Below are 12,706 nucleotides of genomic sequence, written 5' to 3'. Positions count from 1 at the left end.
AATTCATCATTGTTGGCCTGCGGAATGTGAGTTCCATAAGAAGTCGGCTTCGAGAAAATACTTATGATTAAGTACTTATATTAGGCTCTTTATTGATCTGAATAACATCAGCAATAAAGGGAAAGATAAACGGGTTGATACGCGATTTAGCCTCTATCCCCAGCGGTTGTGCAGACCTCTTCTGTCCCGCAAAACGGAGATTCCCACAATGAGTGGTAAACATCCTTTAGTTCAAGCAATTGAAAACCAACAGTTAAAAACTGACCTCCCAACTTTTGCTCCTGGTGACACAGTTATCGTTCAAGTAAAAGTAAAAGAAGGTGATCGTGAGCGTCTTCAGGCTTTTGAAGGCGTAGTTATTGCGAAGAAAAACCGTGGCTTGAACTCTGCGTTCACAGTACGTAAAATTTCTAGCGGTGTTGGTGTTGAGCGTGTATTCCAAACTCACTCTCCAATCGTTGCTAAAATCGAAGTGAAACGTCGTGGTGACGTTCGTCGTGCTAAGCTTTATTACCTACGTGAATTGTCTGGTAAAGCTGCGCGTATTCGTGAAAAATTACCAGCACGTAAACAAGGTTAATTTTAACTTTGCTTTACAGCTAAAAAAATGCGCCATTTGGCGCATTTTTTGTTTCTTGCTAAAGTCCTTGTAGTTTTAGGCGATTAGTATGTTCACGATAGACTTGTACTGGGTCTGGTGAAAAAATTGCACGCAATCCTAAAATTTGATTGACCTCATCTAAGTGATTCCATCGATAATCATCACGAATCGTTTTACCGAATTTGGCACTACATCGTGGAACTAAACCATCATTATCACGACCAGCGTTAATCAATAGGCTTGTGCCAAGTAGGGCAGAATCTAAGTCGAGAAGATTTGTAACGGCGGTATTGCCCGTAAATGAATAGAATTGAATCCCTTTTTCTTGATAAGCCCCTTCACCACAAGCTGTGGTGCCAACGCCCATCGGGAATTTACTGTTAAATAGCGCAGAACCTTCAATGGTGAGGCTTTTCCCACCTGCCAACGCATCATGGGGAAGTTCTTTCGGGTCAAGACCTTGCGCCCAGACAATTGCTTTTGAAAATAAATTGACCACACTCACCAATGGACCTTGAAGTGGCGTGCCTTCTATACTTAAGATAATGTTTGCAACAGGGCTGCCTTTTTGTGGTGAACCAACAGCAGTCACAGATGCAACTTGCGTAGGCATGATGCCTGCGACATAGCGGCTGGTTGGGCCACCATGAGAATGTCCGATCAGATTGACTTTTTGGCTGCCGGTAATTGCCAGAATCTCTTCCACTTGCTGAGCCAATTGCTCACCACGGACTTCAGTAGAATTAAAGGGTGATACTCGCGTAGCCCATGTATTGGCGCCGTTGCGAGCCAAATCAGGTAAAATTTGATACCAGTAGTCTAATCCTAAAACATCGCCAGCACGAATAAACCCAGCCATACCGTGCACAAATACCACAGGATATTTGGTTTTTGCATAGTCCGAGTTTACTTTACTGACAGTCACTTTTTGCGCATTATTAGATGCATATGCGGTTGATAATGTACTCGCCAGCAGTAGACTCGCGATAATACGTCCATATTTCATGTTAAAACTCCATCTATTTTATTATTGGGCGATTTACATACCTCAATTTTAAATGTATTGAGTGTAAAGCCTCGATTCTGATCATGTTTGCAGGAACGCAAACTTTAACTTCTTTGTTTTTTTAAATCTCATATCAAATCAGATTCTGGAATTCGAAATTCAATACGATGTTCAATATAAAATTTGAATCCAGAATCATTTACTATTCAACTATAAAATATACTGAATGAACAGTACATTTTATCGCCTCTCATCGGCAATATTTACAAGCCTTGTAATTTCAGACGATTGGCATGTTGACGATATTGAGCAAGTGGATTCGGCGCAAAAAATAACCCACGTAGCCCTAAAACATGATTGATTTCATCCATGTGTGTTTGACGGTAATTGTCTCGAATCACTTGCCCATAATGAGTATTGCAACGATTCATCATGCCATCATTGTCTAGATTTTTATAAGACAAAGGCGCGAGTGTAGAAATGACGCCATCCATAACATCAAAAATGTTGGTGAATTGAGCTGTACCCGTCCAAGAATAATGATAAACACCATTGGCTGTTAGTTTTTGACCATTACCACAGTCTTTGGGAATCGCAGCACTTGGAAATTTTGCATTAAATTCAGCAGCCCCTTGTTCGCTCACACTTTGTAAAGAGTTATTTAGACTGAGGGGGAGGGATGGATTACCTTCGAGAAGTGTAATCACAGGTGCTAAGATATATTGACTAAAAACTGTCAGAAGCGTATTTGCACCTCGGTTACTTAAAATATCATCCGCGATCTTAGAACCTTTAATTGCCCCTGCAACAGCAGTTAAAGAAGCAACTTTTGTGGGTGCAACGATTTCAATATAGCGAATTGTTGGACCACCATGACTATGTCCAATCAGATTGACTTTGGGTGAGCCAGTTAGTGCGATGACTTCATCGACTTGCTGTAAGAGCTGTTCACCACGAAGCTGTGTCGATTCCAATGGGGAGACTTGTGTCGCATAAACTTTTGCGCCATTGCGAGCTAAATCAGGGAGGATCTGATAGAAGTAATCTATGCCAAAGGATGAAGGCCCTAGACGGGTGAAACCGAACATCCCATGATTAAATACAATCGGATATTTGGTTTTTGCATAGTTTGAACTGACATAACGTGGATTTACAGTTTGTAAGCCAGATGCAGATGCAGTCATCGAACTTAATCCAATGATTAAACTCATGGCGAAAATATTGATCTTAAATTTCATATTAAAATACTCTTGTTGTTTTTAAGTGAATTGTTGATTGACATGAAGTCTATGTTGCAAGCTAAAATTTGCTTACAACCCTTATGGTCTCAAGCGATTGGCATACCATCATTATCGTTATTGCTCTAAACCAAAGGTGCAAGTTGCATTAAAATCGTGTCAATCCCGAGCAAGTTTTTAGTTTGTGTGCATCCTCCTTATAGGTGGTTGTTAATATTATTTTCCACTTTGTATCCGCAGACTTGTTGGTATCCCTGAGTCATAAATCTGCAGAGATATTGAGTCTGGCTTGCAAACTCAAGCCATAAAACGTGCTATACCGCATAATCTAAATATTTTTGTTTTCGCTTTTTTCATCATTTTAGCGATGTGCTATGTATTTTATGGTTAATTTGCAAAGGGTAATTTTCCTCCTTGATCATGTACAGTTTCAAAAGTTTGTAATCTGAGTTGCTCTTGTTGATTTGCAAATTGTTGTGATTTCAATTGTTCTACCGCACGCTGTTTGGCTGAATCGCTCAGATTACTTTTGAGGATATTGTCACGCTCAGCAAGGTATTGATTAACTTTGCCTTTCCAATCATTTCTTTGTACATCAAGCGTTTCTAAGCGTTGTGTTGCCTCAGGTCCCACCAGATTGGTGCGCATTTGACGGATCTCTTGTGCAGAACCACCACGTGCCTTAATCTCCGCTGTCAGCTTTCTTAAGTCTTCAAGTTGATTGAGTTGTTGTAAATTCTCTTTCCAGTCTTCAGGGAGTTGCTCAAAAAGTTCTTTGAGTTTTTGCGCTTTTTCAGCCACAGATAACTTTTGATTATCCATAATTTCTAAGCGGTCTACCGTATATCGGTCATAAGTATCTTGTGTGCCAAATAAGCCTTGAATTTCATAATCCGAGAAGAATTTTTTTCTTAAGTTTTGAGTATTGACTAAAATCTGCTGATAATACTTTGCGCTTTCTTTATCTGCGGTGGGTGCTTGTAAATCGCCTAATTTACTTCTGTAATCAATATAACGTGTCCAGAGATCATTTAACTGCGATAGTAGAGGCTCTTTATAGCTGATTTTGGTATAGCTGAGAAAATCGGTTTTGATTTGCTCAATGCTTTTTTCACCATATTGGGTGATGAAATATTCAAAGCAATCTTTGGTCTGTTCATTGACAATTAAACGATTGGAGGCATCTGCACGGATTTGGCAATTAATTTGCGTGTCTTGTTGGCTTTTGCTGGCAAAGCTCAGTGCTTCGGATGCTGGAAGTTGAGTTGAAGCCAATTGCCCCATCTGTTGTTCATGTGCTTTTCCTGAAGCTGGTGGTGTTTCAGTCGATTCTGTATTGGGTTTTAGCCAAAAAATTACGGCTAAAAGAATGATCAAGAGACTACCAATGATGATCCCAATCATTTTTTTAGATAGATCCATCTAATATTCCTACTATTTTTAGATTTTTTATTGAAAAAATAATTTGCCATAGAATTCGAAATTTCAAACAGAAAATTTGTAAAAATAGACGAATGGTTTTTGCTAAAATAGCGCATTATTCTCCGTATCCAGACCAATATGTCTTCAAAAGCTCAGAAAATACCGCGTCGCCATATCAGTGGTGTTTTTTTATTGAATAAGCCTTTAGGCATAAGTTCAAATGCGGCGCTACAAAAAGTGCGGTGGTTGTATCGCGCTCAAAAAGCAGGGCATACAGGGGCGCTTGATCCTTTGGCATCTGGACTTTTACCAATCTGTTTAGGTGAAGCGACTAAATTTTCACACTATCTGTTAGATTCGACCAAGCGTTACCAAACGACTGTTCAGCTCGGGCATAGTACGACCACGGGTGATGTCGAAGGTGAAGTCTTACTTGAAAAGGCCGTACCTGAATTAAGTGAAGACAGTATTCAACAGGTTTTGGCGCAATTTACTGGTGATATTCAACAAGTTCCGCCAATGTATTCAGCCTTAAAAAAACAAGGCCGTCCTTTATATGAGTTGGCGCGTCAGGGAATTGAGATTGAACGTGATGCACGCCCAATTCATATTTTTGCCATTGAGCTGATTGCGTTTAATCAGCACAGCCTGACCTTGGATATTACTTGTTCTAAAGGAACGTATATTCGAGTTTTGGGTGAAGACATTGCCAAAGCATTGGGAACTTATGGGCATTTAACGTATTTAAATCGAACTCAAACCGGTCATTTTGATTTGATACCAGAATATACCATTGAACATTTGGAAAGCTTGACTGAACAAGCGCGTGAAGCCTTGTTGCTGCCTGTCTATGCACCAATTGATCATTTTTCTAAAGTTCAGGTGCCTGAAGGACGTGCGGAATATTTTAGCCGTGGTATGGAAAGCAATATTGAGCATGCCGCCGAAGCTGAAGTCTTGGTTTTTGATGGCGACAAATGTTTAGGCTTGGCTGAAATTACCGATAAAAAGCGTTTAGTGCCTAAACGCGTGCTAAATCTTTAATTTGGTTTCATTGTTAGAAAATAACTCAGTTTAAATCTAAGCCTGATTAAGCTAAAGCAGGATTAAGCCAGAGCACGGTTAAGTCTCCCAGCGTTAATAGACGCCTTTAAAAGATAAGTGAATGTTATGGAATTTGATATCATCCTCAGTTTAGTATTCTTTGCCTTTTGTGCAGGGGCAATTGATGCCGCTGTTGGAGGTGGGGGACTGATTCAAATTCCTGCATTAATGGGTGCTTTACCGCATTATCCTACCGCCACAGTTTTTGGAACCAATAAACTGGCTTCGATTTGTGGAACGGCTTCGGCTGCTTTTTCATACTTAAAACAAGTCAAAATTCAGTGGAAGCTGTTGGCAGTGATTGGAATCACTGCATTTATTAGCTCATTTGGGGGTGCTGCTTGTGTCTCACTGATCCCCCAAGAAATTTTGCGGCCATTTGTATTGTTTATGCTGATTGTGATCGCAATCTATACATTTTTTAAGAAGCAATTTGGACAAGTCCATTTTCAACAAGAAATCACGCGTAAAATGTTATTGATCGCGGGTGTTGGTGGTTTATTGATTGGCTTTTATGATGGAATATTTGGGCCAGGTACAGGCAGTTTTTTCATCTTTTATTTTATTCGTTATCTGAAAGTTGACTTCTTGCACGCATCGGCGCTTTCCAAAATTGGCAATTTCATGACCAACTTTGCCGCGCTGAGTTTCTTTATTCCCACTGGACATGTGTTATTTCAATTGGGCCTGCTGATGGCTGTTGCCAATGTGTGTGGTTCATTGGTTGGTGTGAAAATGGCATTGAAATATGGCAGTGGTTTTATTCGTATTCTATTTTTGATTTTGGTCAGCATTTTGATTTGTCGCTTGGCCTATCAAATGTTTGTCGCGTAATTTGCTAGATTCTCTGGTTAATTTTTTTTGATACAAAAAAGCTTAAATTTTGTAAGGCTTTTTTTTGATTTGTCTTCTAAGATTGTTGGTTTCTTGATCGAAAAATCACAAACCGAAGCAATGGAAGGTAAATATCATAAAAAGAGGGATTTAGATGAATATATTTGAGGCTTTGAGAGAAAGCCATATCATTCAGAAGGATTTGTCAGAACAATTAACGCATACCTCAGGCGATAGTCCTGAACGAAGGAAAATTTTTAATTTATTAAAAAATGAATTATTTGCTCATGCGATTGCGGAAGATCGCTATTTTTATATTCCGTTAATGATGACGGATTCAGGTTTAAATATTACCCGTTTGGCACTGGCTGAACATCATGAGATGGATGAAATATTACAATCACTAGAACAAACAGATTTTAGCCACTCTCGCTGGTTGGTTTTGGCGAAACGATTATCTGAAATCATCGCGCATCATATTCAACAAGAAGAGCATTCTTTTTTTCAAAAAGCGCTAAAGATTTTAGATGAAAATCAAAAATTAAACTTAGCGAAGAAGTATTTATCGGAATATAAAAAGTATAAAGCAAAAGACCTTATCCGCTTGGTTGGCTAAGTCTATTGGCTTGTATTTCGTTGACTTGTTTACAAAGGCAAACTGAATAAAATTGAAGCTATAAAGTATCCAGAGAATGATGAGCAGATTGCTGAACGATATTTACTTTTTTAGTTAATGAAATGCTTCTCATCCATCATATATTTACGCTGATCTTCCTCTCTTCCTAAAGATCGCGTAAATATGGTCGAGGTTCTATATGACTGGCAGTGGGGCAGTATTGAGAATGTTTTAGTGGGTATCTGAGCTTTTCGCCGCTCTAAATGTTACCCCTACCGACGCAATCATAATGCAGATTAAAGCAACGGTTTGCCAAGCAGTAATATGTTCATTCAGTAATACCATACCTGAAATTGCGGCAAGTGCAGGAGATAGACTCGATAAAGTACCATAGCTCATTTTGCTTAATTGTTTTAAAGCAAGCAGATCTAAGGCATACGGAATCGCTGTTGCTAAAAGTGCAATCAGCAAAGCTTTGCCCCAGTACTGTGTTTGTAGCAAGGCATCTGGGTTATGTACAGCACTGATTGGCAGCATAACCAAGGCCGACAAGACGATTGCAATACTCAGCGCATGCATACCAATATTTTGTCGTACAACTTTTTGCCCAAAATAAATATAACTTGCCCAACAGACACCTGCACCCAAAGCAAAAGCAGCACCAAGATAGGAAAAGTTATGTGCGGTCGCATCTTGCCAAGGCACCATCAATGCAATACCGATGATGGCAAGAAATACCCAAATATAGTCAGTTTTTTGTTTAATCGAGAGCAGTGCCAAAGTCAGAGGGCCTAAAAATTCTAGTCCAACAGCAATACCTTGAGGCAATTTGCCTAAAGAGGCATAGAACAGCACATTCATCAAACAGACTGAACCGCTATAATAAAGTAGCTCATTCCATCTTAGATAAGGTAAACGCTTGATAATTTTCCATGAACGGAACATTAAAATAATTAAAATAGACGCAAAACATAATCTTAAGGTCACGACGGTAATCGGATCTAAAACCTCAAATAACTGTTTCGCAAATGAGGCACTGATCTGATAAGCCACCATAGATAAAACCATGAAGAGCACAGCAGTGAGTTGAGAGTTTGGCATATCTAAGGTGAAGAAAAATATTGCACAGATTTTAGCACTTTCTCGGATTTATTTGAGTATTTCGCAAATAGATGAATATTGATTCAACATTTCCCTTTGAGATTCAGCCGAGTCCTCTGTAAGATGGGAATGATTATACTTGCAATGGCACATGTGTTAGGAATAAAAGATGTCAGGAAACACCAATAAAACTGAAAATTTAGGCTTAAATGCGACAGAACTTTCACAAGCAGAAACTTGGTATATCGATGTACTTAAATTAGAACAACAAGGTCTTGCTCAAAATGAGCAAGACGCTCAAGCGCGTGTTGATTTGTTGGTCAATGCCTCTAATCAGAATTTTGCACCTGCCAGTACTTTGTTAGGACAGTGGCATGTTTTAGGCCGTTATGTAAATCAAAGTGTGCAGTCAGCTCTTCTTTTTTTTCAACATGCAGCAAAGCTTAATCATGCACTGGCACATTTAGAACTTGCTTATCTTGGCTTGAACAATGCAACAGATCAATTGACAAAAGCACAAGCCCTAATGCATTTGCAACAGGCAGTTCAACTGAATCATCCAGAAGCAATTTTTGTTTATGCACAACAACAATTGTCACAGGATCCACAGTCTGCGTACTTATTACTTTTAAATAATTATTTAAAAAACCAGCATCAAAACAGCCTGAAGTTTTTTGTAGAGTTTTCAGGGTTTGATTCGATCAAAGTACAAAATGAATTGTTAAAAATTGCTGAAAAAGACCATTTTTCCTGTGCTTTATTGGCGTTTAGTTATTTAAAACAGAACAATCTTGATGCTGCTTTAAAATATGCCGATATCGCGCAAGAACATAATGATCCATTTGGCTGCTATGTTCGCGCACTTATTGAACAACAAAGTGCTAAAGCGGATGCAGCAGTTGTGCAAGAGTTTTTACTTAAAGCTGCAAAAAATGGACATATCGAATCTGCTTATTTAGCTGCAGTGACACTGTTAAAAAATTCGGAAAATGCCAAGACTGAGCAAAAGCAGAAAGAATATGCAGCACTCGCTTTTGATTTATTATCGCATGCTGCTGTTTCAGGCAATGTTCCAGCTCAATATTCTTTAGCACAGTGTTTACGCTATGGTATGGGAACTGAGAAAAATCTTGATCAAGGCATTTCTTGGTTAGAACGTGCTGCAATGCAAAACCATCCAGATGCACAGTTTGAATTGTCGATGTTATTGCCTTTAGAACATGAACATCACCTCCCATTATTAAATTCCGCTGCAGAGAAAGGCCATGTTCAGGCCATGCTGTGTATGTCGATTTTTGAGCAACGTCAAAACAATGCAGATGGGGCATTATTCTGGTTAAACAAAGCCAAAGAGTTGAAAGTTCCACGTGCTTTCTTTTTATTGGCACAAATGTATCAGGAAGGTAAGTGTGTAGAGGCTGATCTGACCCAAAGTGCAGATTTGTTTAAACAAGCTGCCGATCATGGTGATATCGACTCTTATTTTGAATTATTTAAAATTTATAAAGATGGGATCGGGGTACGTAAAAATAAAAAAACTGCCAGCAAATATTTGGATTTAGCCAAAGAAAACCAGCATATTGAAGCAGCTTCAATTGAGTTTTAATCAAAGATCAGTCTATGTCTGAATTATCGCAACACAAGCTCGCGCATGTAGCAACCTATACTCATGAGACAGGTCGCTTGTTTGTGGTAGGCGATATACATGGTTGTTATGATTTGTTGATGCAACAGCTTGAACGTGTTCAATTTAACTTTGAAAAGGATCTATTGATTGCTGTAGGGGATCTTGTTGATCGTGGTCCTGACAGTTTGAAATGTTTGCATCTGCTTGCAGAGCCTTGGTTTAAAGCTGTTTTAGGTAATCATGAAGAGATGTGCTTATTATCGCAGATCGATCCGATGATGAAAGATATGCATGCGCATCATGGTGGAGAATGGTTTTATGCATTAAGTTCGGATCAGCAGCAACAAGTCATCGATCAATTAAACACTTTACCCATACTATTAGAAGTCATTTATCAAAATAAGAAGTATGGCTTTGTGCATGCTGATATAGATCTAAATGATTGGGATGCGTTTAAAGTTGCCACACGTTCTAAAAGTCGCGAATTGGCGTTATGGGGCAGGGGGCGAATTAAAAATAAGCGCTTTATGCGTTATTCAACGGTTGTCGGTGTAGAACAGGTTTTTCTAGGTCATACCGTGGTTGATTTTGTCACCAAGAAGCATAATTGCTATTTTCTAGATACGGGCGCTTGTTTTGGAAGTGAACTAAGCCTTGTTGAAATAGATAAAAACCGCCCGATAGAAAAACAAGTATTTGTCCTGAAGTCATGATTTGATTTCTCTATTGTTTAAATATTTTTAAGCGTTCAGACTCTTCATTGTAGTGAATTTTATATGGCTATTACTTAAATTTGATCTGTGTTGTGAAAAAAATAAGTCTTTAATTAAAAAATACATAGATATAAAAGTATCAATTATAAAACACATAAATATAAAGCAATGAATTATAAGATAAAATATTTATTTCTAGTCAAAATCATTCTTTCATTTATCAATATTCAATCAAATTTTTTGTTATCACTTGCTTTGATACAGTAAGCATCAACTCAATTAGATAGAACAAGATATTAAAATATTTTTAAAATAAAACAGCTATTATTAATAATTAATTCACAGTAATATAAGTTATCGTGATGGATATCGCGAATTAAATAACAATAAGGTGACGACAATGATGAGATCGAAAAATTATATAAAATGGTTTCTTTTTGCATGGCTAAGCTTACTTTTGTTGGCTTGTAACTCTTCAACTCAATTTGAACAGGGTCTTACAGCCAAATTTGAATATAGTCCAACAGCGCCAAGTATCGGTGAAGTTGTCAAATTTGATGGAACGAAAAGTACGGTTGATCAAAAAAAAGAAGCCAGTGCAATTGCTAGCTATGCTTGGAACTTTGGAGATGGTTCAAGCGGAACAGGTGCTACAGTTGAACATAGTTATACAAAAGTTGGTCAATATACCGTGAGCCTGACGATAACAGACCTAGCAGGTCGGACTGATTCAACTACACAGAAAATAGAAGTAAAACAGGGAGCAACAACGATAAACCGCGAGGTTTTAGTCTCAGCTCAAACGGTTGATGGTGCTTCGATTCCAAATACAAATATTACAATACAGGGGCAAAGTGTTAAAACAGATCAAAATGGTCATGCGACTTTGAATCTGATACTTCCTCAAAACACACAAAAAGTGGTGGCTAAATTTGAAAAACAAGGCTTTATCACGCAGTCGATTGTTTATGATGTTGCCAATTTAAAAGCAATCTCAGCAAATTTATTGGCCATTAAACAAGTTGTTCCTGTGTCTGATATCTCTGCCGCTCAAGTGATTCAATCCTTAAATTTGGGTGCAAGTATTAGCATCCCCGCCAACGCTTTTGTAAAAGCAGATGGCAGTCTTGCTACCGGCGCTGTGACTGTTGAATTTACCCCATGGGATATTACCAATCGTGATTTAAATGCAATGCCTGCCAATGGTGTCGCACGCGATGTGCCAGGCAATATTGTGGATTTGATCAGTGCGGGAATGATTACAGCCACATTTAAAGATGCAGGTGGTCAGGAATTACAACTTGCAGCTGGTAAAACAGCAGATCTTCAAATGAACCTGCCGATAAAGAGTATCAATAATCAACAGATGAAAGCAGGTACACAAATTCCAATGTGGTATTTTGATGAAGCGAGTGGCTTGTGGATTGAAGAGGGTATTGGGCAGGTGATGACGTCAAATCAATCACCTACAGGCCTTGCTGTACATGCAACAGTGAAGCATTTTTCAACATGGAATTGGGATTTTAAATTTGTAAATGCAGGTTCAGTCTTTGTTCAGTGTCAATCCAATGGTGAGGGGATTCCATGCAATGTGACTGCAAAAATCAGCTTAAATGATGGTTCATCTTTAACCAAATCCAACAGTATTCCTAAAGAAGGATTGACGGTGGTGAATATGCCTTCGAGTGGCTCAATTCATTGGACTGCAAAAGATTTAACAGGCACGATGCTGGGGGAAAAAACTTCGACAACCTCAGGTAATGTGATTATTGATCTTGGAAAATCAGCTACAGATCATTTTGTAAAATGTACACTACCCAATGGGACGTCCGTAGCATGTTTTGGCAAAATAAACGACCAGTTGGATTTTTCAATATCGCAAGATGGCGGTCGGTTCCTCACAGGTATAAAAGACCCTGACGGGCAGTTGGATTGGTCTGCACAAACAGCTTTAATTTTTGAGAGTAACCAGTGGGTACGTTATAAAGGTCAGCAAACTTCAGGTTTAACAGGCAATGTTAATATTATCTTGGCAGATCGTGAAGTTGTTTATGTCAGCAATCAAGGCTTGAGTTTCCCGATTGTCTGTACCAGTATGATTGAGGATCCTTTAAATGGGACCACTGAGCCCAATGGGAATTGGGAAGTTGTTCCAGAATTAATTGGAAAGTCATGCAATATAGAAATCACGGTATATAACATAAATGGTAGCAATGAGATCTTAACCTATAATGCAATCTATGGAAAACCGATGCAAATTCAATTACCAAATCAATATTCAGGTTTTGATTCAGCAGGAAAAGGTCCTATTACTTATTTAAGTATTTATGCAAATATAGAAGGCAGTAATGGTGACTTGGTTGAACGAATTGGTTTTGAACTAGAACCAGATCCGAATAGCATGATAAAACTAATTATGGGGGCACCTGATTGGTAGGTTTTAG

General features: G+C 38.6%; 11 protein-coding genes. 7 read left to right on the top strand and 4 right to left on the bottom strand.

The window, feature by feature from the left end:
- Positions 1–208 precede the first annotated feature (208 nt).
- Positions 209–580 carry a 50S ribosomal protein L19 gene (rplS, locus tag ACQ7EO_RS19545; RefSeq protein WP_004718278.1) on the top strand — a complete coding sequence of 124 codons (372 nt, stop codon included), beginning with the start codon at positions 209–211 and terminating at the stop codon, positions 578–580.
- 58 nt (positions 581–638) lie between these two features.
- On the opposite strand, the gene ACQ7EO_RS19540 is transcribed toward rplS, so the two are convergent.
- The 3 genes from ACQ7EO_RS19540 to ACQ7EO_RS19530 form a co-directional block, all read right to left on the bottom strand.
- The gene (locus tag ACQ7EO_RS19540; protein WP_315077618.1) at positions 639–1,607 is read right to left on the bottom strand and encodes a lipase family alpha/beta hydrolase; all 969 of its coding nucleotides are present in this window, start codon (positions 1,605–1,607) and stop codon (positions 639–641) included.
- A 263-nt stretch (positions 1,608–1,870) separates the two neighbouring features.
- On the bottom strand, positions 1,871–2,845 hold the full coding sequence (locus ACQ7EO_RS19535) for an esterase/lipase family protein (protein ID WP_434278447.1): 975 nt from the start codon (positions 2,843–2,845) through the stop codon (positions 1,871–1,873).
- A 387-nt stretch (positions 2,846–3,232) separates the two neighbouring features.
- Positions 3,233–4,267 carry a lipase secretion chaperone gene (locus tag ACQ7EO_RS19530; RefSeq protein WP_434278445.1) on the bottom strand — a complete coding sequence of 345 codons (1,035 nt, stop codon included), beginning with the start codon at positions 4,265–4,267 and terminating at the stop codon, positions 3,233–3,235.
- A gap of 138 nt (positions 4,268–4,405) precedes the next feature.
- Between ACQ7EO_RS19530 and truB the strand changes: the two genes are divergently transcribed.
- The 3 genes from truB to ACQ7EO_RS19515 all read left to right on the top strand — a co-directional run bounded on the left by truB (position 4,406) and on the right by ACQ7EO_RS19515 (position 6,821).
- A complete protein-coding gene (gene truB, locus ACQ7EO_RS19525; protein ID WP_262084889.1) occupies positions 4,406–5,311 on the top strand; it encodes a tRNA pseudouridine(55) synthase TruB in 906 nt (301 codons plus the stop codon).
- 126 nt (positions 5,312–5,437) lie between these two features.
- On the top strand, positions 5,438–6,205 hold the full coding sequence (locus tag ACQ7EO_RS19520; protein ID WP_004718268.1) for a sulfite exporter TauE/SafE family protein: 768 nt from the start codon (positions 5,438–5,440) through the stop codon (positions 6,203–6,205).
- A gap of 154 nt (positions 6,206–6,359) precedes the next feature.
- Complete coding sequence (locus ACQ7EO_RS19515; RefSeq protein WP_096732796.1) at positions 6,360–6,821, top strand: hemerythrin domain-containing protein; 462 nt, start codon at positions 6,360–6,362, stop codon at positions 6,819–6,821.
- Between the two features lie 231 nt (positions 6,822–7,052).
- Here ACQ7EO_RS19515 and ACQ7EO_RS19510 read toward each other — a convergent pair whose 3' ends face one another.
- A complete protein-coding gene (locus ACQ7EO_RS19510; RefSeq protein WP_244014783.1) occupies positions 7,053–7,922 on the bottom strand; it encodes an EamA family transporter in 870 nt (289 codons plus the stop codon).
- Between the two features lie 169 nt (positions 7,923–8,091).
- On the opposite strand from ACQ7EO_RS19510, the gene ACQ7EO_RS19505 reads away from it, so the two are divergent.
- The 3 genes from ACQ7EO_RS19505 (at position 8,092) to ACQ7EO_RS19495 (ending at position 12,699) form a co-directional block, all read left to right on the top strand.
- Complete coding sequence (locus ACQ7EO_RS19505; protein WP_434278443.1) at positions 8,092–9,528, top strand: SEL1-like repeat protein; 1,437 nt, start codon at positions 8,092–8,094, stop codon at positions 9,526–9,528.
- A gap of 14 nt (positions 9,529–9,542) precedes the next feature.
- On the top strand, positions 9,543–10,262 hold the full coding sequence (locus ACQ7EO_RS19500; protein WP_434278442.1) for a metallophosphoesterase: 720 nt from the start codon (positions 9,543–9,545) through the stop codon (positions 10,260–10,262).
- 400 nt (positions 10,263–10,662) lie between these two features.
- Complete coding sequence (locus ACQ7EO_RS19495; RefSeq protein WP_434278441.1) at positions 10,663–12,699, top strand: PKD domain-containing protein; 2,037 nt, start codon at positions 10,663–10,665, stop codon at positions 12,697–12,699.
- Positions 12,700–12,706 lie beyond the last annotated feature (7 nt).

Source organism: Acinetobacter sp. CE-15 (genome assembly GCF_051059255.1).
GTDB lineage: Bacteria > Pseudomonadota > Gammaproteobacteria > Pseudomonadales > Moraxellaceae > Acinetobacter > Acinetobacter guillouiae.
The sequence above is the reverse complement of the archived record's forward strand: the minus strand, read 5'-3'. Positions and strand labels throughout refer to the sequence as shown.

What these genes read in the sequence shown, in the direction of transcription:
- ACQ7EO_RS19530 (WP_434278445.1), bottom strand. Translation starts at nt 4,267, where the DNA reads ATGGATCTATCTAAAAAAATGATTGGGATCATCATTGGTAGTCTCTTG.
- ACQ7EO_RS19535 (WP_434278447.1), bottom strand. Translation starts at nt 2,845, where the DNA reads ATGAAATTTAAGATCAATATTTTCGCCATGAGTTTAATCATTGGATTA.
- rplS (WP_004718278.1), top strand. Translation starts at nt 209, where the DNA reads ATGAGTGGTAAACATCCTTTAGTTCAAGCAATTGAAAACCAACAGTTA.
- ACQ7EO_RS19540 (WP_315077618.1), bottom strand. Translation starts at nt 1,607, where the DNA reads ATGAAATATGGACGTATTATCGCGAGTCTACTGCTGGCGAGTACATTA.
- ACQ7EO_RS19520 (WP_004718268.1), top strand. Translation starts at nt 5,438, where the DNA reads ATGGAATTTGATATCATCCTCAGTTTAGTATTCTTTGCCTTTTGTGCA.
- ACQ7EO_RS19500 (WP_434278442.1), top strand. Translation starts at nt 9,543, where the DNA reads ATGTCTGAATTATCGCAACACAAGCTCGCGCATGTAGCAACCTATACT.
- ACQ7EO_RS19510 (WP_244014783.1), bottom strand. Translation starts at nt 7,922, where the DNA reads ATGCCAAACTCTCAACTCACTGCTGTGCTCTTCATGGTTTTATCTATG.
- truB (WP_262084889.1), top strand. Translation starts at nt 4,406, where the DNA reads ATGTCTTCAAAAGCTCAGAAAATACCGCGTCGCCATATCAGTGGTGTT.
- ACQ7EO_RS19495 (WP_434278441.1), top strand. Translation starts at nt 10,663, where the DNA reads ATGATGAGATCGAAAAATTATATAAAATGGTTTCTTTTTGCATGGCTA.
- ACQ7EO_RS19505 (WP_434278443.1), top strand. Translation starts at nt 8,092, where the DNA reads ATGTCAGGAAACACCAATAAAACTGAAAATTTAGGCTTAAATGCGACA.
- ACQ7EO_RS19515 (WP_096732796.1), top strand. Translation starts at nt 6,360, where the DNA reads ATGAATATATTTGAGGCTTTGAGAGAAAGCCATATCATTCAGAAGGAT.